Source organism: Kitasatospora sp. NPDC043949 (genome assembly GCF_056435365.1).
On the sequence record NZ_JBWKEQ010000029.1, the window covers coordinates 13,014 to 33,187 of the forward strand.

The 20,174-nt window shown below is 74.6% G+C and carries 17 protein-coding genes; 8 read left to right on the forward strand and 9 right to left on the reverse strand.

Annotation, left to right across the window (positions count from 1 at the left end):
* Window positions 1–16 precede the first annotated feature (16 nt).
* Window positions 17–1,576: a purple acid phosphatase family protein gene (locus AC07AL_RS23185; RefSeq protein WP_363633548.1), complete on the reverse strand. Its 1,560-nt coding sequence runs from the start codon at window positions 1,574–1,576 to the stop codon at window positions 17–19.
* Window positions 1,577–1,849: 273 nt separating this feature from the next.
* Between AC07AL_RS23185 and AC07AL_RS23190 the strand changes: the two genes are divergently transcribed.
* From AC07AL_RS23190 to AC07AL_RS23200, 3 genes are all read left to right on the forward strand, one after another.
* Window positions 1,850–2,638 carry a phytanoyl-CoA dioxygenase family protein gene (locus AC07AL_RS23190; RefSeq protein ID WP_363589217.1) on the forward strand — a complete coding sequence of 263 codons (789 nt, stop codon included), beginning with the start codon at window positions 1,850–1,852 and terminating at the stop codon, window positions 2,636–2,638.
* The gene (locus tag AC07AL_RS23195) at window positions 2,635–3,594 is read left to right on the forward strand and encodes an AraC family transcriptional regulator (protein ID WP_363589215.1); all 960 of its coding nucleotides are present in this window, start codon (window positions 2,635–2,637) and stop codon (window positions 3,592–3,594) included. Before AC07AL_RS23190 ends, AC07AL_RS23195 begins: the two co-directional genes overlap by 4 nt.
* Before the next feature lie 122 nt (window positions 3,595–3,716).
* Entirely contained in the window at window positions 3,717–4,919 is a 1,203-nt protein-coding gene (locus AC07AL_RS23200) for an MFS transporter (protein ID WP_400807973.1), read from the forward strand.
* On the opposite strand, the gene AC07AL_RS23205 is transcribed toward AC07AL_RS23200, so the two are convergent.
* From AC07AL_RS23205 to AC07AL_RS23220, 4 genes are all read right to left on the reverse strand, one after another.
* Window positions 4,886–6,931: a heavy metal translocating P-type ATPase gene (locus AC07AL_RS23205; RefSeq protein ID WP_478318031.1), complete on the reverse strand. Its 2,046-nt coding sequence runs from the start codon at window positions 6,929–6,931 to the stop codon at window positions 4,886–4,888. The genes AC07AL_RS23200 and AC07AL_RS23205 overlap by 34 nt on opposite strands.
* Before the next feature lie 134 nt (window positions 6,932–7,065).
* Window positions 7,066–8,427, reverse strand: a complete 1,362-nt coding sequence (locus tag AC07AL_RS23210) for an MFS transporter (RefSeq protein WP_363633551.1) — start codon at window positions 8,425–8,427, stop codon at window positions 7,066–7,068.
* 137 nt (window positions 8,428–8,564) lie between these two features.
* Complete coding sequence (locus tag AC07AL_RS23215) at window positions 8,565–8,927, reverse strand: ArsR/SmtB family transcription factor (RefSeq protein ID WP_363589209.1); 363 nt, start codon at window positions 8,925–8,927, stop codon at window positions 8,565–8,567.
* Window positions 8,928–9,028: 101 nt separating this feature from the next.
* Window positions 9,029–9,310 carry a hypothetical protein gene (locus tag AC07AL_RS23220; RefSeq protein ID WP_363589207.1) on the reverse strand — a complete coding sequence of 94 codons (282 nt, stop codon included), beginning with the start codon at window positions 9,308–9,310 and terminating at the stop codon, window positions 9,029–9,031.
* A 508-nt stretch (window positions 9,311–9,818) separates the two neighbouring features.
* Here AC07AL_RS23220 and AC07AL_RS23225 point away from each other — a divergent pair.
* Window positions 9,819–10,436 (forward strand): TetR/AcrR family transcriptional regulator, encoded by a 618-nt coding sequence (locus tag AC07AL_RS23225; RefSeq protein ID WP_363589205.1) that lies wholly within the window; start codon window positions 9,819–9,821, stop codon window positions 10,434–10,436.
* Between the two features lie 35 nt (window positions 10,437–10,471).
* Here the strand turns inward: AC07AL_RS23225 and AC07AL_RS23230 are convergent, their stop codons facing one another.
* From AC07AL_RS23230 to AC07AL_RS23240, 3 genes are all read right to left on the reverse strand, one after another.
* Window positions 10,472–11,284, reverse strand: a complete 813-nt coding sequence (locus tag AC07AL_RS23230; RefSeq protein WP_363633553.1) for a slipin family protein — start codon at window positions 11,282–11,284, stop codon at window positions 10,472–10,474.
* A gap of 268 nt (window positions 11,285–11,552) precedes the next feature.
* Complete coding sequence (locus AC07AL_RS23235) at window positions 11,553–13,001, reverse strand: SufS family cysteine desulfurase (protein ID WP_400845000.1); 1,449 nt, start codon at window positions 12,999–13,001, stop codon at window positions 11,553–11,555.
* On the reverse strand, window positions 12,988–14,406 hold the full coding sequence (locus AC07AL_RS23240) for a family 2B encapsulin nanocompartment shell protein (protein ID WP_363633677.1): 1,419 nt from the start codon (window positions 14,404–14,406) through the stop codon (window positions 12,988–12,990). Before AC07AL_RS23240 ends, AC07AL_RS23235 begins: the two co-directional genes overlap by 14 nt.
* Window positions 14,407–14,854: 448 nt before the next feature.
* Between AC07AL_RS23240 and AC07AL_RS23245 the strand changes: the two genes are divergently transcribed.
* The 3 genes from AC07AL_RS23245 (at window position 14,855) to lanL (ending at window position 18,490) form a co-directional block, all read left to right on the forward strand.
* Entirely contained in the window at window positions 14,855–15,517 is a 663-nt protein-coding gene (locus tag AC07AL_RS23245) for a helix-turn-helix domain-containing protein (protein ID WP_363589547.1), read from the forward strand.
* Between the two features lie 223 nt (window positions 15,518–15,740).
* On the forward strand, window positions 15,741–15,908 hold the full coding sequence (locus AC07AL_RS23250; protein ID WP_363589549.1) for an SflA family class IV lanthipeptide: 168 nt from the start codon (window positions 15,741–15,743) through the stop codon (window positions 15,906–15,908).
* Between the two features lie 38 nt (window positions 15,909–15,946).
* Window positions 15,947–18,490 carry a class IV lanthionine synthetase LanL gene (gene lanL, locus AC07AL_RS23255; RefSeq protein ID WP_478318035.1) on the forward strand — a complete coding sequence of 848 codons (2,544 nt, stop codon included), beginning with the start codon at window positions 15,947–15,949 and terminating at the stop codon, window positions 18,488–18,490.
* 88 nt (window positions 18,491–18,578) lie between these two features.
* Here lanL and AC07AL_RS23260 read toward each other — a convergent pair whose 3' ends face one another.
* Complete coding sequence (locus AC07AL_RS23260; protein ID WP_478318037.1) at window positions 18,579–19,421, reverse strand: alpha/beta fold hydrolase; 843 nt, start codon at window positions 19,419–19,421, stop codon at window positions 18,579–18,581.
* Window positions 19,422–19,514: 93 nt separating this feature from the next.
* On the opposite strand from AC07AL_RS23260, the gene AC07AL_RS23265 reads away from it, so the two are divergent.
* Window positions 19,515–20,075, forward strand: a complete 561-nt coding sequence (locus AC07AL_RS23265) for a helix-turn-helix domain-containing protein (protein WP_478318038.1) — start codon at window positions 19,515–19,517, stop codon at window positions 20,073–20,075.
* The last annotated feature ends 99 nt before the right edge of the window (window positions 20,076–20,174 follow it).

Below are 20,174 nucleotides of genomic sequence, written 5' to 3' on the forward strand. Positions count from 1 at the left end.
CCGGGCGCGGGCCGGCTCAGCCGCGTTGCACGGTGAACTGGTCCACGGCGGTGCCGTCCTCGGTGATCGAGCGCACCGCCATGCGGGCTGGTTTGCCGGCGGCGGCGGGCGTCACGTCGACCGCCACCAGGCAGTAACCGGTGTAACGGACCCTGGACCAGGTGACCTTGACGGTCTGGTTGTGGCCGGTCGGATCGGCGACCACCATCGGGACGGGGGAGTCGTTCTTCGTCTCGTGCCCGAGGTAGGTGTCGGCGACGGGGAAGGAGTAGACCCCGCCGCCACCGCCGCCCGCGACGACGTACGTGGTGCCGTCCTTCAGGGGATTGACGGTGTCTCCGGAGGCGACCTTGCGGGTGGGCTTGCCGGAGCGGATGGGGTCGGTCCGCTCGTAGACGTGGTTGTGGCCGCTGAGCACCAGGTCCACCTGGTACTTGTCGAACAGCGGGGCCCAGTCCTGCTGCGCGCCGAGTTCGGCTCCGTTGTCGTGGCAGGTGGAGTACGTGCACTGGTGCAGGTAGACGACGACGAAGTCGATGGTGGTGTCGGCGCGGAGCGCGGCGAGCCGGCTCTCCAGCCACTTCTTCTGCTTGCCCTTGGTGTAGTTCAGGTTGGCCGCGGTGTTGTAGCAGATGTCGTTGCCGTCGAGGCTGATCAGGCCGACGTTCTGGCAGCGCCAGGAGTAGATCCCGGTGGACTGGACCCAGGCGTTGTCGGGCATCGTGAACCGGGCGCGGACGCCCCCGTAGCCGTCGGCCCCGTACCAGGCCTCCATCTCGTGGTTGCCGATCGCCATCATCCACGGGGTCCGGGAGGCGACGGGGTCGTTCTGCACGAAGAAGGAGTCCCACAGGCGGGCGTCGTAGGGGTCGCTGGTCTTGCCGCTGCCGCCGCTGTTGGCGTACGAGAGGTCGCCCATGTGGAGGTGGAAGGCGGGGTCGAGGCCGGCGATCAGGTTGGCGGTGGCGGCTGCGTTGTACCCGACGCCCTGGTCGCCGAAGGCCGTGAAGGTGAACCCGGTGCCGCGGCCGGGGGCGGGCGCGGTGCGGAAGCTCGCCACGTCGCCGAGCTGGGCGCGCTGCCCCGCGGGGTCGTAGCCCTGGTGGCCGACGACGTAGTAGTACGTGGTGTCCGGGATCAGCTGGTCCACCTGCGCGTGCAGGTAGTACTGGGTGACGGTGGTGGGCTTGACCAGGGGCTGGTCCTCGACCGGGTGCTGCCAGGACAGCTTGCTGACCAGGGTGCGGACCTCGGCGGCGATCGGGGAGCCGAAGTCGCCGGGCTGGAGGCCGATCCGGACGAAGGGGGCGGTCACCGCGCCCGGCACCTGCCAGGAGACGACGACCTGTTGGGAGGGATCGGCCCCGAAGGCCAGGTGCCGGCCGAAGGGGCGCAGCGCGGACCCGGCGGTCCGGTCGCTGCGGGGTGCGGGGAGGGTCGGGGTGTCGAGGGCGGTCGGGCGGGGGGCGGCCTGGGCGGCGCCGGGCAGCAGGAGGCTGCCCGCGGCGAAGGCGGCACCGCCCGCCGCGCTCACTCGCAGGAGGTCGCGCCGGGAGTGCCGTGTGGTCTCGGACATGACATTAAGTTAGGAAACATCCCTAACCTTTGACAAGAGGGCGGACACGTGCGGATTCGGCCGCACCGCACGCCAGTTGGGGGTGCTCGGGCATCGAGGCGACGGTGCCCGGACATCGGGGCGGGGGCGCTCCCCGCCTCGGGAGCGCCGCCACCTGCTCGGTTGCGGCCCGGCGGGAGGGACGTGAACGCGCGGGCCGATGTCCGGATAACCCACCGGGCCGTCCGTATCGCCCCTCGGTCCGGCCCGGCCCCCACGCCTACGGTCGAGGCCATGAACGAACCCCTCAGCCCCGACGACCTCGCCGCCTACCACGAGAACGGCTTCCTCCTCGTCAAGAACCTGATCAGCCGACAGGAGGCGGCGGCGATGCGGGAGGAGTGCCACGCCCTGGCCGCCCGCCTCGACTCCGACGCCGACCCGACCTGGGCCAGCGCGCGCACCGTCGCGGGTGCGTCCGCCGGACGCACGGCCCTCAAGCACGCCCACGACGCGCAGTTCCACTCGGCGGCCTTCGCCCGGCTGCTGGTCGACCCCAGGTTCACGGACGTCGCGGCCGCACTGCTCGGTGGGCCCAACCTCCAGTTGCACCACACGAAGATGTTCATCAAGCCTCCGGAGACCGGCTCCCCCTTCCCCCTGCACCAGGACCACCCGTTCTTCCCGCACGCCCGGCACACCGTCGCGGCCGCGGTCTTCCACTTCGACGACGCCCCGGAGGAGAAGGGCTGCATCAGGGCCGTCCCCGGCAGCCACCGGAAGGGCCCGCTGCCGCACGTCGAGGACGGCAGCTGGCACCTGCCGCCCGACACCTGGCCGCTCCAGGACGCCCGGCCGTGCCCGGCGGAGGCCGGCGACGTCCTGTTCTTCGGCTACCTCACCGTGCACGGTTCGGGGCTGAACACCTCCGACCAGGCCCGCACCACCTGGCTGGTACAGTTCCGGGACCCTGCGGACCGGCCCACCACGGACGATCACACCTGGTCCCTCGGTCAGGGCATGATGCTGCGGGGCGTCGACCCCACCGCGCGCAGGACGGACGGGGCGGGCGAGCCGAGATGACCGAACTGGCCCGGGCGGGCGCCGCCCTGCCCCTGCTCAACTCCGTGCGGCTGGGCACCACCCTCGCCGGACGACGGGTCGAGTTCGTGGACTGGGGGTTCTACCCGCCCGAGCCATGGCGCAACTACTGGCACAGCCACTCCTACTTCGAGTTCTGCTACGCCTACGCCGGGCGCGGGACGTTCCGGCTCGGCGCGCTGGAGCACCCGGTCGGAGCCGGCGAGCTGTTCCTGGCCCGCCCCGGCGAGGTCCACGAGATCACCACCGACGCCCGGGACCCGCTCGGCATCGTCTTCTGGTCCTGGACGATGGTCCCCGAACGCGGTCCGCGCGGGGCCGCCGGGCCCGGCTCCCCGGAGACCGCCGCCCTGCTCGACGCCGTCGCGGCCGGCCCGCGCCAGGTCGTCCCGGCCGCCGGAACCCCGCTTCCCCGGCTGTTGGCGACACTCGCCGAAGAGGCCGCGGCTCCGGGGCCGGCCAGCCCCGACCTGCTGGCCGCCCTCGGCCCCGCACTGGTCCTCACCTGCGCCCGCGTCGTCGCCGGCCTGCCCGACGCCCCGCGCCCGACGCCCGTGCCGGGTGGGCGCGCGGCGGCGGTCGCCGCGCGGATGACCCGCTACCTGGACGACAACTTCGACCGCCCGGTACGGGTACGGGACGTCGCCACCCAGGTCCACCTGAGCGAGCGCCACGCAGCACGGCTCTTCCAGCAGGAGACGGGGTGCACGATCATCGCCTACCTGACCCGCCGACGGCTGGACGTCGCCGCGCAGCGCCTGGCCGATCCCGCGCTGCGCCCGCTGTCCGTCGCGGCCGTCGCCCGCTCCTGCGGCTATGCGGACACCCGGCACTTCAGCACCGCGTTCCGGCGTTACTGGGGAGCGCTCCCGACGCAGGTGCGGGCCGGGGGCGGCACCACCCACGGCCTGTCCGCGGACCGCGGCGCGATCCGGTAGCCGGTGGCCGACCACGCCGGGGCCGGGCGGGGCCGGGGCCGGGCGTCGGTTCTTGGGCGGATCGGCCTAGTCGGCCCCGCGAGCCGTGGCTGCGACGGCGACGGCCGCCCTACCGTGGGCGAATGACCGATCATCAGACCGCGCGACCCGCGATGGGCCGGGCGGGTTACCTCGGGGCGGCCGCCGGCTTCGCCGTCTGCATGGCGGGCACCACCCTGCCCACCCCGCTGTACGGGCTGTACCAGGAGCAGATCGGCTTCTCCGAACTGATGGTGACGGTCGTCTTCGCCATCTACGCCTTCGGCGTCATCGGCGTCCTGCTGCTCGTCGGCAACGTCTCCGACTCCGTCGGACGCCGGCCCGTCCTGCTCTGCGGACTGGCGCTCGCGGCGTGCAGCGCCGTCGCCTTCCTGGCCGAAGGCGGCCTCCCGCTGCTGGCCCTGGGCCGCCTGCTGTCCGGCCTGTCCGCGGGCCTGTTCACCGGCACCGCCACCGCGTACGTCCTGGAGCTCGCCCCACCCGGACACCAGGCCCGCGCGGGCTTCGTCGCGACCGCCGCCAACATCGGCGGCCTGGGCTGCGGACCGGTGCTGTCGGGACTGCTCGCCGAGTACACGCCCCACCCCCTGACCCTGCCGTTCGCCGTGCACCTGGTGCTGCTCGCCGCCTCCTTCACCGTCACCTGGCTCCTGCCGGAGACCGTCACCGGCGCCCGCCCGCTGCGCACCGCCCGGCCGCGCCGGCCGTCCCTGCCGCCGGAGGTCCGCGGGGTGTTCGTCCCGGCCGGCCTCGCCGCGTTCGCGGGCTTCTCCCTGCTGGGCGTCTTCACCTCCGTCAGCCCGGCCTTCCTCGCCCAGCGGCTGGACGTCCACAGCCCGGCCGTCGTCGGCCTGATCGTCTGCACGGCCTTCTTCGCCTCCACCCTCGGCCAGCTCCTGGTGCCCCGGCTGGGCACCGCCCGGGCGATCCCGGTCGGCTGCCTGGTGCTCATCGCCGGGCTGGCCCTGATGGCGGGCTCCCTCGCCTGGACGGCCCTGCCCCTGCTGGTGCTCAGCGCCCTGGTGGGTGGCGCCGGCCAGGGCATGGGCCTGCGCGGAGCCGTCGGCGAGATCGCCGCCGCGGCTCCCGCCGAGCACCGCGGCGGCGCCCTGTCGGCGCTCTTCGTGGTCGCCTACTTCGGCATCTCGATCCCGGTGATCGGTATCGGCCTGCTCACCGCGCCGATCGGCCTGGCCCGCGCCGGCCTGGTCTTCACCGCCTGCATGGCCCTGCTCGCCGCCGCCTCCGGCGCCTACCTGCTGCGCCGGGCCCGCGCCGGCTCCTGAACCGGCCGCGGCCCGGTGGCGCCCGCCCGCTTCCACGCGCTCTCGCGCAGCAGCCGCAGGCCGTTGAGGCCGACGATGACGGTCGAGCCCTCGTGGCCGAGGACGCCGAGCGGCAGGGGCAGGGTGGCGACCAGGTCCCACACGACCAGGCCGGAGATGAACACCGAGGCGATCACCAGGTTCTGGACGACCAGCCGCCGGGCCGCCAGGGACAGCGCGATCACCGTGGGGACGGTCGCGAGTTCGTCGCGGACGACGACCGCGTCGGCGGTCTCCAGCGCCAGGTCGGAGCCCGCCCGGCCCATCGCGATGCCGGTGTGGGCGGCGGCGAGGGCGGGGGCGTCGTTGACGCCGTCGCCGATCACCAGCACCTTGCGCCCGGCCCGCTCCTGCTCCTGGACGGCGGCGACCTTGTCCTGGGGGAGCAGCCCGGCGCGGACGTCGGTGATGCCGACCTCGGCGGCGAGGCGGGCGGCGGCGCGCGGGTTGTCGCCGGTCACCAGCACCGGGGCGGCGCCGGTCAGGGCCGCCAGGGCGGTGACGGTGGCGGCGGCGTCGGGACGCAGGCGGTCGGCGATGCCGAGCACGCCGACCGGGACGCCGTCGCGCTGGACCAGGACGGCGGTGCGCCCGTCGCGCTCCAGCTCCTCGGCGACGGCGACGGCGACGGCTGCGGCGGTGGCCTCCGCCTCGGTGGAGGGCGCGTCGGCGGCGCCGTCGAGGAGCCGGGCGGGGGCGCCGACCGCGATGACGGCACCGGAGACGGTGGCGGTCACCCCGATGCCGGGGGTGGAGGCGAAGCCCTCGGCGACCGGCAGGTCGAGGCCGCGTCGGCGGGCGGCGTCGACCACCGCGCGGGCCAGCGGGTGCTCGCTGGGGTGCTCGGCGGCGCCCGCCAGGGCCAGCAGTTCGTCCTCGTCCAGGCCGCTGCCGGTGAGGGGGAGCAGGTCGGTGATCCGGGGGGTGCCCTCGGTGAGGGTGCCGGTCTTGTCCAGCGCCACCGCGTCGACCTGCCCGAGCCGCTCCATCACGACGGCGGACTTCACCAGGACGCCGTGGCGGCCGGCGTTGGCGATCGCGGACAGCAGCGGCGGCATGGTGGCCAGCACCACCGCGCAGGGCGAGGCGACGATCATGAAGGTCATCGCCCGCAGCAACGAGCCGGTCACGGCGGCCCCGAAGGCCAGCGGGACCAGGAAGACGGCGAGGGTCGCGAAGACCATGCCCAGGGAGTAGCGCTGCTCGACCCTCTCGATGAACAGTTGGGTGGGGGCCTTGGTCTCCGAGGCCTCCTCGACCATGGCGACGATCCGGGCGATCACCGAATCGGAGGCGTCGCGCTCGACCTTCACGCGCAGGGCGCCGGTGCCGTTCAGGGTGCCGGCGAAGACCTCGTCGCCCTGCTGCTTGGCGGCCGGCAGCGGCTCACCGGTGATGGTGGCCTGGTCGATCTCGCTCGCGCCGTCCAGGACGCGGCCGTCGGCGCCGACGCGCTCGCCGGGGCGGATCAGGATGGTGTCGCCGACCACCAGGTCCTCGGTGGCGACGGTCTCCTCGCCGCCGTCGTCCAGCAGGCGGGTGGCGGTGGTGGGGGCGAGGTCGAGCAGGCCGCGTACCGAGTCCTGGGTGCGGGCGGTGGCCAGCGCCTCCAGCGCGCCCGAGGTGGCGAAGATGACGATCAGCAGCGCGCCGTCCATCACCTGCCCGATCGAGGCCGCGCCGATCGCGGCGACGATCATCAGCAGGTCGACGTCGAGGGTCTTCTCGCGCAGCGCCCGGAGGCCGGCCCAGCCGGGCTCCCAGCCGCCGGTGACGTAGGCGATCGCGTAGAGCGGCCCCCAGGCCCAGGCCGGGGCGTCGGTCAGCTGGAGCGGCAGGGCGGTCAGGAAGGCGATGGTCGCGGCGGCGGCCCAGCGGGCCTCGGCCAGCGCGAAGACGCGCGTACGGCGCTTGGGAGCGGCGCCGCCGCGCGGGGCTGCGGCGGCTGGGCGCTCGGTGAGGGTTGCGGACATGGCTGTGGTGTTCCTCCACGCGGGCAGGACGGGGCGACGCGTCGACCATACAGGAATACATGAACAGCTCTTCATTTATTCCCGCTGGATTGACCCTCCCGGGTGATGCGGTTGTCGCCCCCGCCGGGCACGCCCTAGTTGGCCCGCGCGGCGAGGCCCTGCGGCCAGTGGCGGTGGTACTGGTCGATGACGTAGTCGTGGCCGTGGAGCCAGCCGTCCGTGGCCGGGTGGGCGTCGGTGAGGTGGGGGTGGCCCGGGGGCAGGTCGGCGTGGACGTGGTCGAGCCTGGCGGGGTCGCGGGCGGGCCAGATCGCGGTGGCGGCGGTGGCGGCGAGCAGGGCGATGGCGCCGAGGACGACGGCCGTCACCGGGAGGCCGGCGCCGGCGGCGAGCCAGCCGGCGAGGGGGTAGGTGAGCAGCCAGCAGCTGTGCGACAGGGAGAACTGCGCGGCGAAGGCGGCGGGCAGGTCCGCGTCGGCGGCGGAGCGGCGGATCAGGCGCCCGCCCGGCGTGAGGACGGCGGAACAGGCGGCGCCGATCGCGGCCCAGGACGCCAGCAGTGCGGCCCAGGACCAGCCGCCCGGGGCCGCGGCGGTGACGGCGGCGACGGCGGCCAGGACGGCGGGGAGCGCGAAGGCGGCCGGGAGCATGACGGCGCGGTCGGAGAGCCGTCGCAGGAGTCGGGGCAGGAGCAGGGCGGTCAGCATGGAGCCGGCACCGTAGGTGCCCAGGGCGAGCGAGACCGCGCCCGCCGGGCGGTGGAAGTGCTCGCGGACCGCGACGACGGTGTCGACGAAGACGATCGCCCCGGCGGCGGCGACCGCGAGGTCGAGGGCGAGCAGGGCCCGCAGGCGCGGGGTGGCCCAGAACAGGCGGGCGCCGAAGGCGGCCTTGGCGTGGACGCCGCCGGTCCGCTCGACGGGGGCGGGCTTGGGAAGGGCGACGGAGACGACCAGGGTGGCGGACGCGAGGAAGCCCGCGGTGGTGCCGGTGAACAGCCAGGTGTACGGGACCAGGGCGAGCAGGCCCGCGGCGAGCGCGGGACTGAACAGGGACTCCAGGTCGTAGGCGAGGCGGGACATCGACAGTGCCTGGGTGTAGTCCCGTTCGGCCGGCAGCACCTCGGGGATGGTGGCCTGGAAGGCCGGTGTGAAGGCGGCCGAGGCGGCCTGGAGCAGGAAGATCAGGACGTAGATCTGCCAGGCCTGGCTGACGAACGGCAGGGCGAGCGCGACGGCGGCGCGGGTGAGGTCCATCGCCACCAGCAGCGTTCGGCGCGGAACGCGGTCGGCGAGGGCTCCGACCACCGGTGCGACGGCCACGTAGGCGACCATCTTGACGGCCAGCGCGGTGCCGAGGACCGCTGAGGCGTCGGCGCCGGCGATGTCGTAGGCGAGCAGGCTCAGCGCCACGGTGGCCAGGCCCGTGCCCACCAGGGCGATGACCTGGGCTGCGAACAGGTGGCGGTAGGTGCGGTTGCGCAGGGTGGACAGCATCGGCCCCGTCCCGGTCGGCGGCGTGGTGAGGCGGCACCATCGTAGCCAACACGTGCATACGTGTGCACGTGTTGGCTACGGTGGTGCGGCTCTCGCTGCCGTTCCGGGCTGCGGGGGTGGGTCGGCCGTGCGGCGGGTCAGTCGTGCGGCGGCAGGGAGCCGATCTGGTGGTCGGCGACGTTCAGCGCCTCGTCGACCAGCCGCCGGAGGTGCCCGTGGCGCAGCGAGTAGACGACGCGGCGCCCGTCCCTGCGCGTGGTGACCAGGCCCGCGAGGCGGAGCTTCGCGAGGTGCTGGCTGACGGAGGTGCGCGGGGCCCCGCACGCCTCGATGAGGGAGGTGACGTCGGCCTCGCCCGCGCCGAGCCGGTGCAGCAGCGCGAGCCGGGTGCGGTCCGCGAGCAGGGCGAGGACGGACGCGGCGACGTCCAGCCGCTCGCCGCTGCCCTGCCCCTGCTCCTGCGAGCCGTGTGCAGCTGCCAGGTCGGTGCTTGTGCTCATGTGCTCATCGTAGATCGGCGCGCGCCCGATGCGTGCACGCGTGCGCACGTGATGGCTCCGCGCTGTCGGGGCCGCCGGGGCGGGCCCGGCTCTCGGGGTGTTCAGCGACCGGGGCCCCAGCGGGCTTCGAGCCGGCGGGTGCCGTCGGGGGTGGTGACGGCCCGCCAGCTGGCCCGCATCCGCACCGTGCGGCGAGCGGCGCCGGCGCCCCTGGAGGCGGTCGGGGCGCCCACGGCCTGGAGCACGGAATTGTCCAGGGGGCTGTCGGCGAGCCTGCGCACGATCGCGGACAGGGTCGCGGCGACCGAGCCGCGCGCCGGTGCGGATGCGGGCCAGCTGGCGGGGAGGGGCTGGCGGCGGTGGAAGGCGCCGAGAACGGCCACGGGGACCTCACCTTCGTTGACGTATCGTCCGACGCGGCGGATCGATCGGGTGTGGGCGGCTGAGGGCGTGTCTTGTGGATGCTCCGGAGGGCGGTGACGGGGCGCCGGGCCCGCGTCAGCCGGGCGGGGACGAGTCCGAGCCTAGGCCGCGGACCCTCGGGGGGTGGGCGATCCTGACGCCCCCTTGACTGCGCGGGCGTCGTCACTGACGGTGTCCTGACGGCGGCCCCGCGTATCGAGGGCCTCCGGCCCGGACGCGATCGCGCTCCGGCGGGGCGGCGCGTCGGGCGGGCGGCCGTCGATACGCGGGCGAGGGGAGGGAGAGCCATGGCAGGCCGGTCAGACGGCGCCGGCGCGGTCCGCGACGGCCGGGGGGCGAACGATTGGGACGGGACGGGTTCGTTCACTAACATCGACAGTGGCCCTGGATATAGGGAACACATCCGTTCATTGCGGACAGCCGGTGAACGGGCGTGTCGAGAGGTGGAACCGAAGAAGGTGCGCAGCCATGCCCGCTGAACCCGCAGTCGCGCGCGGACCGGCGACGGGCGCCCCGCTCCGCAGGCGCGGCGAGGCGCTGGAGAACGCCATCTTCGAGGCCGCCCTCCAGCAGCTCACCGCCGACGGCTACGCCCGGCTCACCATGGAGGGCGTCGCCGCCGCCGCGCAGACCGGCAAGGCCGCGCTCTACCGGCGCTGGCCCTCCAAGGAGGAACTGGTCAAGGACGCGCTGCGCGCCTGCCTGCCCCCGGCCGGCCCGCCGCCCGACACCGGCGGCCTACGCGGGGACCTGCTGGAGGTGGTGACCAGGCTGCGCGCGGCGATGCTGAGCGAACCCGGGGCCGCCGTGCGGGCCATCATGGGCGAGCTGGACCGGCACCGGGCCCACACCTTCCTGGCGATCGTGCTGGAGCGGGTGGTGGAGCCCACCGCCGCGCTGATCGCCGAGGTGCTCGCCCGCGGTGCCACCCGGGGCGAGGTCCGCCCCGGGTCCGTCACCCCCCTGGTCACCGACGTCGTCCCGGCGCTGATGCTGTACCGGATCAAGATGTGCGGCGGCGCGCCGGCGCAGCTCGACCCGGCGGAGATCGTCGACGAGGTGCTGCTGCCGATCGTCCGTCCGTGACGGACGGTGAGGCCGTCGGCCGTGCGGGCGGGCCGTCAGCCGGCGTCGGACGGCGCCTGGGCCGGGACGGCGGGCGCCGGCCCGGAGCCCGCCTCGGCGGCCCGGGCGGCGGAGGCCTCGAAGAAGCGCAGCAGCTCCACCGGGAACGGAAGCACCAGCGTCGAGTTCTTCTCCGCCGCGACCTCGACCACCGTCTGCAGCAGCCGCAGTTGCATCGCCGCCGGGGTCTCGGACATCGTGACGGCGGCCTCGGCGAGCTTGGCGGCGGCCTGGAACTCGCCGTCCGCGGTGATGATCCGGGCCCGCCGCTCGCGGTCGGCCTCCGCCTGGCGGGCCATCGAGCGCTTCATCGAGTCGGGCAGGCTGACGTCCTTGATCTCCACCCGGTCGATGTGCACGCCCCACCCGGTGGCCGGGCTCTCCAGCATGACCTCCAGTCCCTGGTGCAGGTTCTCCCGGCCGGAGAGCAGATCGTCCAGCTCGCTCTTGCCGATGATCGAGCGCAGCGAGGTCTGGGCGACCTGAAGCATCGCGAAGGAGTAGTTCTGGACGTCCACCGTGGCCTTGACCGGCTCGACGACGCGGAAGTACAGCACGGCGTCGACGCTGACGGAGACGTTGTCCTTGGTGATGCCCTCCTGGGCGGGCACCGGCATGGTGACGACCTGGACGTTGACCTTGCGCATCCGGTCGACCACCGGCACCAGCAGGGTGAGGCCCGGCTGGCGGACCTGCTCGCGCACCCGGCCGAGCCGGAACACCACGCCGCGCTCGTACTGCTGCACCACCCGCACGCCGGTGATCAGCCAGAACAGCGCCAGCACGACGACGAGAACGACAATTGCCACGTTCGTCCGACCTTCCCCGTAGCGGCGCAGCCCGGGCCGGGTCCGGAACGGGCCCTGTCGCGCGGGTGCGAGCCGCGCAGGACAGTATGCGCCCCGGCCGCGGGGATCGACAGCCGCGTGCGCCGGGGATCCTGACGGGCCGTCCGCTCCGCCGGTCGGGCCGTTCGGCGACGCCGCGGACGGCGGGGGGGGGGGGGGGGGGCCCCCCGACCCCCCCCCCCCCCCCCCCCCCCCCCCCCCCCCCCCCCCCCCCCCCCGCCGCCCCGGCCTACCCCGCCGAGGCCGCCTGGACGCCCTGGAGGGCGGACACCAGGGCGTCGACGTCCTGCACGGTGTTGTACAGGGCCAGCGAGGCCCGCACCGCGCTCTGCAGGCCGAAGGCGGCGAGCGCCGGCTGCGCGCAGTGGTGCCCGGCGCGTACCGCGATGCCCTGCTGGTCGAGCGCCCCGGCCAGGGCCATCGGGTCGGTGCCGGCGAGCAGGAAGGTCAGCACCCCGATCTTCTCCGGCGCGTCGCCGATCAGGCGCAGCCCGGGGACGGTCGCCAGCGCGCCCATGGCGTACGCGGTGAGCTGTTCCTCGTACGCGGTGGCGGCCTGGCGGTCCAGCCCGGCCAGGTACCGCAGCGCCGCCCGCAGGCCGGCCACCCCGCCGATGTGGCCGGTGCCCGCCTCCAGCCGGTGCGGTACGGGCGCGTAGGAGGTCTCCTCGAAACCCACCGAGTCGATCATGTTGCCGCCGCCCTGCCACGGGGGCATGGCCTCCAGCAGCTCGCGCTTGCCGAAGAGCACGCCGATGCCGGTCGGGGCGAAGATCTTGTGCCCCGAGAAGGCGTAGAAGTCGGCGTCCAGCGCGGTGACGTCCACCGGGAAGTGGCTCACCGCCTGTGCGCCGTCCACCAGGACCTTGGCGCCGTACCGGTGCGCCAGCGCGGTCATCTCGGCCACCGGCGGGACCGTCCCCAGCACGTTCGAGGCGTGGGTGAGCGCGACGAGCTTCGTCCGCGACCCGAGCAGGTCCCGGTAGGCGTCCTGGTCGAGCTGCCCGTCGGGGAGCAGCGGGATCGGCCGGATCCGGGCCCGGCGCTCCTTGGCGATCAGCTGCCAGGGCACCAGGTTGGAGTGGTGCTCGGCCGCCGAGACCAGGATCTCGTCGCCCACGCCGAGGTTGGCGCGGCCCCAGGACTGTGCCACCAGGTTGACGGCCTCGGTGGTGCCCCGGACGAAGACGATCTCGCCGGCGTCCTGGGTGCCGAGCAGCTTGGCGGCCTCCTCGCGGCCCTCCTCGTAGACCTGGGTCGCCTGCTTGGCGAGGGTGTGTGCACCGCGGTGGACGTTGGAGGTGCCCATCGAGTAGTGCTCGGCGACCGCCTCGGCCACCTGGCGCGGCTTGAGGGTGGTGGCCCCGTTGTCGAGCCAGACCAGCGGGTGGCCGTTCACCTCCCGGTGCAGCTGGGGGAAGTCCCGCCGGACGGCCTCGACGTCGAACCCGCCCGGCGGTGCGGAGGGCGGGGTGGCGGGGTCGGCCCGGGCCGCCTGGTCCGGCTGCTGCGGCAGCCAGTACCGCGGACCGCCCGCCGCGTGGGCGAGCGCTGCGGGCAGCGGGACCGGGCCGGGTACCAGGCCGCTTCCCGGGCCCGTCGAGGAGCCGGTGTCGAGCGGCGGTCGACCCACTCCGGTGACCCCGGTACCGCGCCCGAATCCGTCAGGAGTAGTCATGGTAGTTCGACACCTCGACGTTCTGGAGCACCGCGATGGCGTCGTCCACCAGCGCGGCGGCCGAGAAGTAGCTGGTGACCAGGTACGAGGTGATGGCCTGCCGGTCCACTCCCATCGCCCGCACCGAGAGGCCCGGCTCCACCTCGTCCGGGACCTTCGACGGGCGCAGGCCCACCACGCCCTGACGGTCCTCGCCGACCCGCATCAGCAGGATGTTCGTGGTGCCGGGCGCCGAGGTGGCCGAGCCCTTCAGGTCGAGCTTGTCGGAGGGCAGCAGCGGGACGCCGCGCCAGGTCAGGAACGGACTGCCGAAGAGTTCCACGATCTGCGGCGGCACCCCGCGCCGGGTGCACTCGCGCCCGAACGCGGCGATCGCCCGCGGGTGGGCGAGGAAGAACGCCGGCTGCTTCCAGACCCGGGCCAGCAGCTCGTCCATGTCGTCCGGGGTCGGCGCGCCCTTGCGGGTGCGCACGCGCTGGTTGGGCACGACGCTGTTGAGCAGCCCGTACTCGGGGTGGTTGAGCATCTCCCACTCCTGGCGCTCGCGCAGCGCCTCGGTGGTCAGCCGCAGCTGGGCCTGGACCTGGTCGATCGAGGAGTTGTAGACGTCCGCGACCCGGGTGTGCACCTTGAGGACGGTTTGCGCGATGCTCAACTCGTACTCGCGGGGGGCCTCCTCGTAGTCCACGAAGGTCTCCGGCAGGTACGGCTCGCCGGAGTGGCCCGAGGTGAGGTCGATCGGGTGCTCGCGGTCGGCGGGCTCCCGGCGGTCGTTGCCGAAGGCGTCCAGCTGAGCGCGCAACGACGGCTCACGGTCGGCGAGTTCGACGAGCATCCGGCGGTCGAGGGAGAGCACGGTACACGCGCTGACCGCCTTGACCCGGTAGGGCATCGGGGTGCCGTCGACCCAGGCGGTGGCGTCGAAGAAGTCGCCGTCGCCGAGGACGGCGATCAGGGCGTCCGAACCGTACTCCCCGGTGGCGCGCTGCTCGGCTCGCCCGAACGCGATGAGGTGCAGCTGCTCGGCGGGGGCACCGGCGTCGACGATCAGCTCGCCGGGCGCCACCTCGCGCTCGACGAAGCCGTTGGCGAGGGCGGTGAGCAGCGGGCTGTCCACCTGGCTGAGGAAGGGCAGCTCGCGCAGGTCCTCGGCGATCACCCGGGAGGCGCCGTCGCCGTTGACGTAGGTGCTGATCTGCCCGTCGCCGAGGATGAAGCCCCGGCGGCGGTTGACCCGGTAGACCCCGGCCTCCAGGTCCACCCAGGGCAGGGCGCGCAGCAGGTAGCGGGGGGTGATCCCGAGCATCTGCGGCGCGGTCTTGGTGGTGGTGGCCAGGTTCCTGGCGGCTGAGGTGCTGAGACTCTGCCTGCTCTGCTGACTCTGCTGGACGGTCTCGGTCGTCATGGCTGGCCCCTGTTCTGGTCGGGAGAACTGAGTTGGCGTCAAGTTCGTTGCGGAGGCGGGGATTCGGCCTCGGCCGACCCGCCGCGACGATTGTTCCGGCCGCACCGAGGGGGCGTGAGCGTGTTCGATGGGGGGCCGTGAGGACCGGTGCAAACCATCGGGTGTGCACCGTCGCCAAACTCACCCGATCGTATGAATTTATCTATAAGCAGATGTGAGATGTTCGAAAGTTGATCTTGGAGCTGGCCGGGTCGGGGCCCGTGCCCTCGGCCCGCCACCGGTCCCGGCCCGCGTCGAACATCCCGGCCGGGGCCGACACGCACGGCGCCCCGCCGTTCCTCGACTTGGCGCACGCCGGGCGCTTGGATGGATCCGGCCTGGTCACCGCCCGGACACGACCCCGGGACACGACCTCGGGCACCCGCCGGCAAGCCGAGGAGCCACCACCGTGAACGACACCCCTGACGCCGTCGACCGGGCCGAACCCGCCGCCGTGGCCGGCCGGATCGCCGAGCGGCGCGAACAACTCGGCCTCAGCGAGGACGACCTCGCCCACCAGGCGGCCATGGCCCCCCGCTACCTCCGCTACCTACTCGAAGCCGGACCGGCCTTCGATCCCGGCGGCTTCGTCCGGATCGCCGCCGCACTCGGCCTCAGCCGCGGCGAACTGCTCGAAGGCCGCGCCGACGCCCCGCCCGGCCAGGGCGGCCCTGGCCCGCACCCGCGGCTGTTCGGCCTGACCGAACCCGAGTGCTGGGAGCTGATCGGCACCCACGGCGTCGGCCGCATCGCCCTGCCGCTCCAGCCGGGCCCGGTCGTCGTCCCCGTCAACTACGTCGTCGACGACGCCGCCATCGCCTACCGCACCACCGAGCGAGGCGCCCCGGCCGAGGGCACCTCGCTCTCCTTCCAGATCGACCACATCGACGAATACCTCGGCCGGGGCTGGAGCGTCCTCCTCCTCGGCACCGCCCACCACGTGCACGACCCCGCCGTCCTGCACCACCTGGCCGGCCTCCCCGGCGCCATCCCCTGGGCCGGCGGCGACCGGACCTGCTGGATCCGGATCAGCCCGGACGAGATCACCGGCCGCCGCCTGGTGAGCGACTGAACGGTTCGTTCCGGTCGCCGGGAATCGCGGTGCTGAGCGGCCGAGTTGGCGGTGTCGAACCCCTGTCGCGGACCGGTCGGCGTGGCTAGCATGAGGCGCCAACCGCAAGGAACACCGGCCCAGGCCCCCTCTTGCGGGTCACGTCGCATCAGCGTGCCCAGGTGTCCCGCGCGCCCGGCGTGATCCAGGAGAGCAGGTCCAACCCCCAAGGGAGGAACCACCCATGAGCGCAGTGGTGACCGAGATCCGCGACGCAGGCCTGCTGGACATCGACGAGGACGCCATCGTCTTCGAGGACGAGCACGACGCGGACCTCGCCCCGGTCGCGTGTCTCGCCGACCCGTGGGTCACCTACGTTCCGACGCGCTTCGAGTGCGCCGTGGACTGCTGACCCGTACCGAGGAAGCGGACCGGGGGAGGGGCGGAGCGATGACCACACCACCCGACCCCGGCTCCGCCGAGGCACTGCGCCGCCGGGTCGCCGACCTGGCGGCCGCCGCGCCCGGCCCGCGCCGCCCGCTGCACACCGACGGGCAGTGGTGGTACCTCCAGGACCCGCGGATGCCGGCGCGCGCCCACGGCTGGAAGCTCCACCTGTCCGCCCGGCAGGGCCAACTCCCGCAGCTACTGGACGCGGTGGTCCCGATCCTGCTGCGCCGCACCTGCGACGCGAAGTTCGCGGCGGGCGCGGCCGTGCTGCGGGAGCTCAACAGCGGGCTGCGCGGCCCCGCGGCCGTGGGCAAGGCCGTCACGGTCTACCCGGACGAGGCGGACCTCGTCGCGCTGGGAACGGAGTTGGCCCGGGCGCTGGCCGGCTGGGCCGGGCCCCGGGTGGTGAGCGACCGCCGGCTCCGGCCGGACGCGCCGGTCTACTACCGCTACGGACTGTTCCGGGTCACGGACGACGGCGCCGACTACGGCATGACCGGCCCGGACGGGTCGGTCTTCCCCGGCCTGGCCGAAGCCCGCTACCGCCAACCGCCCTGGGCGAGCGACCCGTTCACGCCCGTCGCGGCCGCCGCCCGGCCGCCGACCACCCGGGTCGGCGAGGGCCGGTACCGGATCACCGCAGGGATCACCCGCTCGCCGAACGGCCACGTCTACCGCGCGGTCGAACTCGCCACCGGGCGCGAGGTGGTGGTCAAACAGGCCCGTGCCCACGTCGGCGAGGACGGCGCGGGCACCGACGCGCGCGGCCGGCTCCGGCACGAACGCCGGGTGCTCACCGCCCTGGCCGGGGTGCCCGGGGTACCGGTGCTGGTCGACTACTTCCGGCACGGCGCCGACGAGTACCTGGTCAGCGGCGCGTGCGGGCCGCGCGACCTGCGGCGCGACGTCCTCGCCGCGGGCCCGTACGACCCCGGGCCGGGCACCGGCGGGCGCGACTGGTGGGACCTGGCGCGCGGACTGCTGCGGACCCTGGACGCGGTGCACGCGCGCGGCGTGGTGGTCTGCGACCTGAAACCCGCGAACGTGGTGCTCGGCGCCGCCGGCCGCTGCTCGCTGGTCGACTTCGGCGTCAGCGCCCTCGACGGCGCCCGACCGCCCGGGGCCACGGCGGGCTACGGGCTGCCCGGCGCCACCGGGACCGACCCCACCGAGGACTACTACGCGCTGGGCACCACGCTGCACCACGCCCTCACCGGCCTCGACCCGGTGGTGATCGACCCCGACCCGGCGACCAACCGTGACCGCACCCTGGCCTGTCTGCGCGCGGCCCTCCCCGGCCCTTCGGACTCGGCGGATTCCGCGGTGGCCCTGGTCGCGGGCCTGGTGAGCCCGGACGGGGACCGGCGCTCGGCCGCCGCCGCCGGCCTGCGGGGCGGGAGGCCGCTCGGCCGACCCCCGGCACGGCGCTCGGCCGCGCCGCGGCGGGCCCCGCTCGGCGAGGCCGTCGACCACACCGTCGGCACCTGCGTGCGGATGGCCCGCGAGCTGGTCGCCACCGACCCGCGCGCCGCCGAACCCCGCACCCTGCTGTCGCTCTACGACGGGGCCGCCGGCCTCGGCCTCGAACTGCTGGAGCACGCGGACCGCCCCGACGCCCGGGCCGCCGCCACGGCCCTGGCCGACTGGACGGCCGGCCACCCGGCGCTCGACCGCCTCGACGGCTCGCTCTACCAGGGCCGGGCGGGCGCCGACCTGTTCCTCGCCCGGGCCGCCGCCACCCTCGGTACGGAGCCGCCCGTTACGAAGTCCTCGGACCACCGCCACCACGAGCCCGCCGGGGCCGACCAGATCGCCGGGGCGGCCGGGCTCGGCACCGCCCACCTGCTGCTCGCCGCCCTCGGCCGGGACACCGGCCGGCACCTCGCGGCGGCCGGCGCGTGCGCCACGGCACTGACCGCCCGGCCCCTCGACGATCCCGGCGAGGAGCCCAACCCCGGCACCGCCGCCCTCGCCGAGGGTTTCGCGCACGGCCGCGCGGGCATCGCCCACTTCCTCCTCGCCCGGCCCGACGAGGCGTCCCGCCGGACCGCCCGCCGCATCGTCGACGGACTCGCCGCCGACCTTCCCAGCCTCAGCGCGGCCGCCCTGCGGCCCGGGGCGACCCGCCGCTACCTCTCCTGGTGCCGGGGCCTGGCAGGCCTCGGCACGGTCCTCGTCCAGGCCGGAATCCGGTACGGCGACGACACCCTCCTCGCCCTGGCCGCCGACGCGGCCGACACCTGCCGGACGCTCGCCCCGCGCACCGCCCTGGTGGTCCGCTGCTGCGGCCTGGCCGGAGTCGGCGACCTCCTCGTGGACCTCGCCGCGGCCACCGGCGACTCCCGCCACTGGCACGCGGCGGAGCAGCTGGCAGCCCTGCTCCTCACCCGCGCCGGCGGGCCGGCGGGCCGCCCGGTCTTCCCCGGCGGCGACCCGACCGCAGAGTCCCGCGCCTGGGCGGTCGGGACACCCGGAGTGCTGACGTTCCTGCGCCGGCTGTCCCGTCGCGGCGGCCCGGTGCCCGGACTGCTGCCGCTGGCGTGAACCGGCCGAGGTCGGCGATCGGGTCGGCGATCGGGTCGGACGGGCGGACGTTCTGCGGCCGGTCGACCGAGGCCCGGTGGCCCACCGCTCAGCCGCGGTCGAGGAGTTCGCGGATCCGGGCGGCGACCACGTCGGGCCGCTCGCCCTGGATGAAGTGGCCGGCGGCGACGGTCTCGTAGCGGCCGTCGGGGAGGGTTTCGGTCCAGCGGCGCTGGTGTTCCTGGAGGGCGGGGTGGGTGCGTTCGCCGCCTCGGCGGGGACGGTCGGCGGACAGCAGGACGGTCGGGCAGACGGGGGGTGCCGGGGGTTCGGCGCGCAGCCGGGGGACGGCGGCCGCGACGGCGCGGAACTCGCGGCGGGTCTGGGCGAGGCCGGCCGGGACGAAGTCCTCGGCGAGCATGGTCTCGTAGGTGTCGGCGGGGAAGGCCCGGCGGGCGGTGCCGCTGAGCAGACGGGCCACCAGGCGGCTGCGGACCAGGGGTTGGCCGATGGCGAGCGTGCGGTCGACGCGGCGGGCGATCTGGTCGATGGTGTCGAAGGCGGGCGCGGTCTCCGGTGTGGTGTCGACCATCAGGATGCCGCGCAGCCGGGGCGCGAGGCGCTGGTACGCGAGGCGGGCGACCAGGCCGCCCATGCTGTGGGCGACCAGGACGAACCGGCCGGGGGCGACGGCCTCGGGGAGGGCGACCAGGTCGGCCGCCAAGTCGTCGAGGTCGAGGGGGGCGTCGGTGCGGGCGCTGCGGCCGAAGCCGGCGCGGTCGTAGGCGACCAGCCGGGCACGGTCCGCGAGCAGCGGCAGGACCGGGTCCCAGGAGACGCGGCCGAGGCCCTGGCCCGACTCGAAGAGCACGACGTCCGTGCCGTGTCCGGACTCCTCGACGTAGAGCGATCGCCCGTTGACGGTGATGGCCCGCCCGTTCGTCTGGCGCATGGTGCTTCCCCCCTGGGAACCGGCACCCGGGTCGTCTCCCGGGCGCACTGTTTTCATCTTTGATAAAGATAGCGACTGTGAAATCGTGGGGCAATGGACCTCGACGCGGTAGACCTCCTCCTCCACCCGGTGCGCCTGCGCGTGGTGCACGCTCTCGCCGGCGGGCAGGTGCTCACCACGTCGCAGCTGTGCGAGCGGCTGTCCGGCGTGTCGAAGGTGACGGTGTACCGGCACGTCGCGCTGCTCGCCGAGGCCGGCTTCCTGGAGGTCGCCGAGGAGCGCCGGGTGCGCGGCGCCGTCGAGCGGCACTACCGGCTGCGCGAGGACCGCCCGGTCGTGGACGCCGCCGCGGCCGCCACGATGACGCGGGAGGACCACCGCCGGGGCTTCGCCGCCGCGATGGCCGTCCTGATCGCCGAGTTCAACGCCTACCTCGACCGCGAGGACGCCGACCCGGCCGCCCGGGGAGTGGCCTACCGGCAGGGCACGTTCTGGCTCGACCCGGCGGAACTCGCCGAGTTCAGCGGCGAGTTGCGTGCCGTCCTGGAGCCCCGGCTGGCGAACGGGCCGGGGCCGGGCCGGGAGCCGTACCTGCTCAGCCCGATCCTCTTCCCCGCCGCGCCGCCGGCCGCCGGCCCGTCCCCGATGGAGTAACACGAAACGGCGGGGGGGGGGGGGGGGGGGGGGGGGGGGGGGGGGGGGTAGAGGTTTTGGTTTTAGTGGCTGATTTTGTGAGTTTTTTTTTGCCTCTCT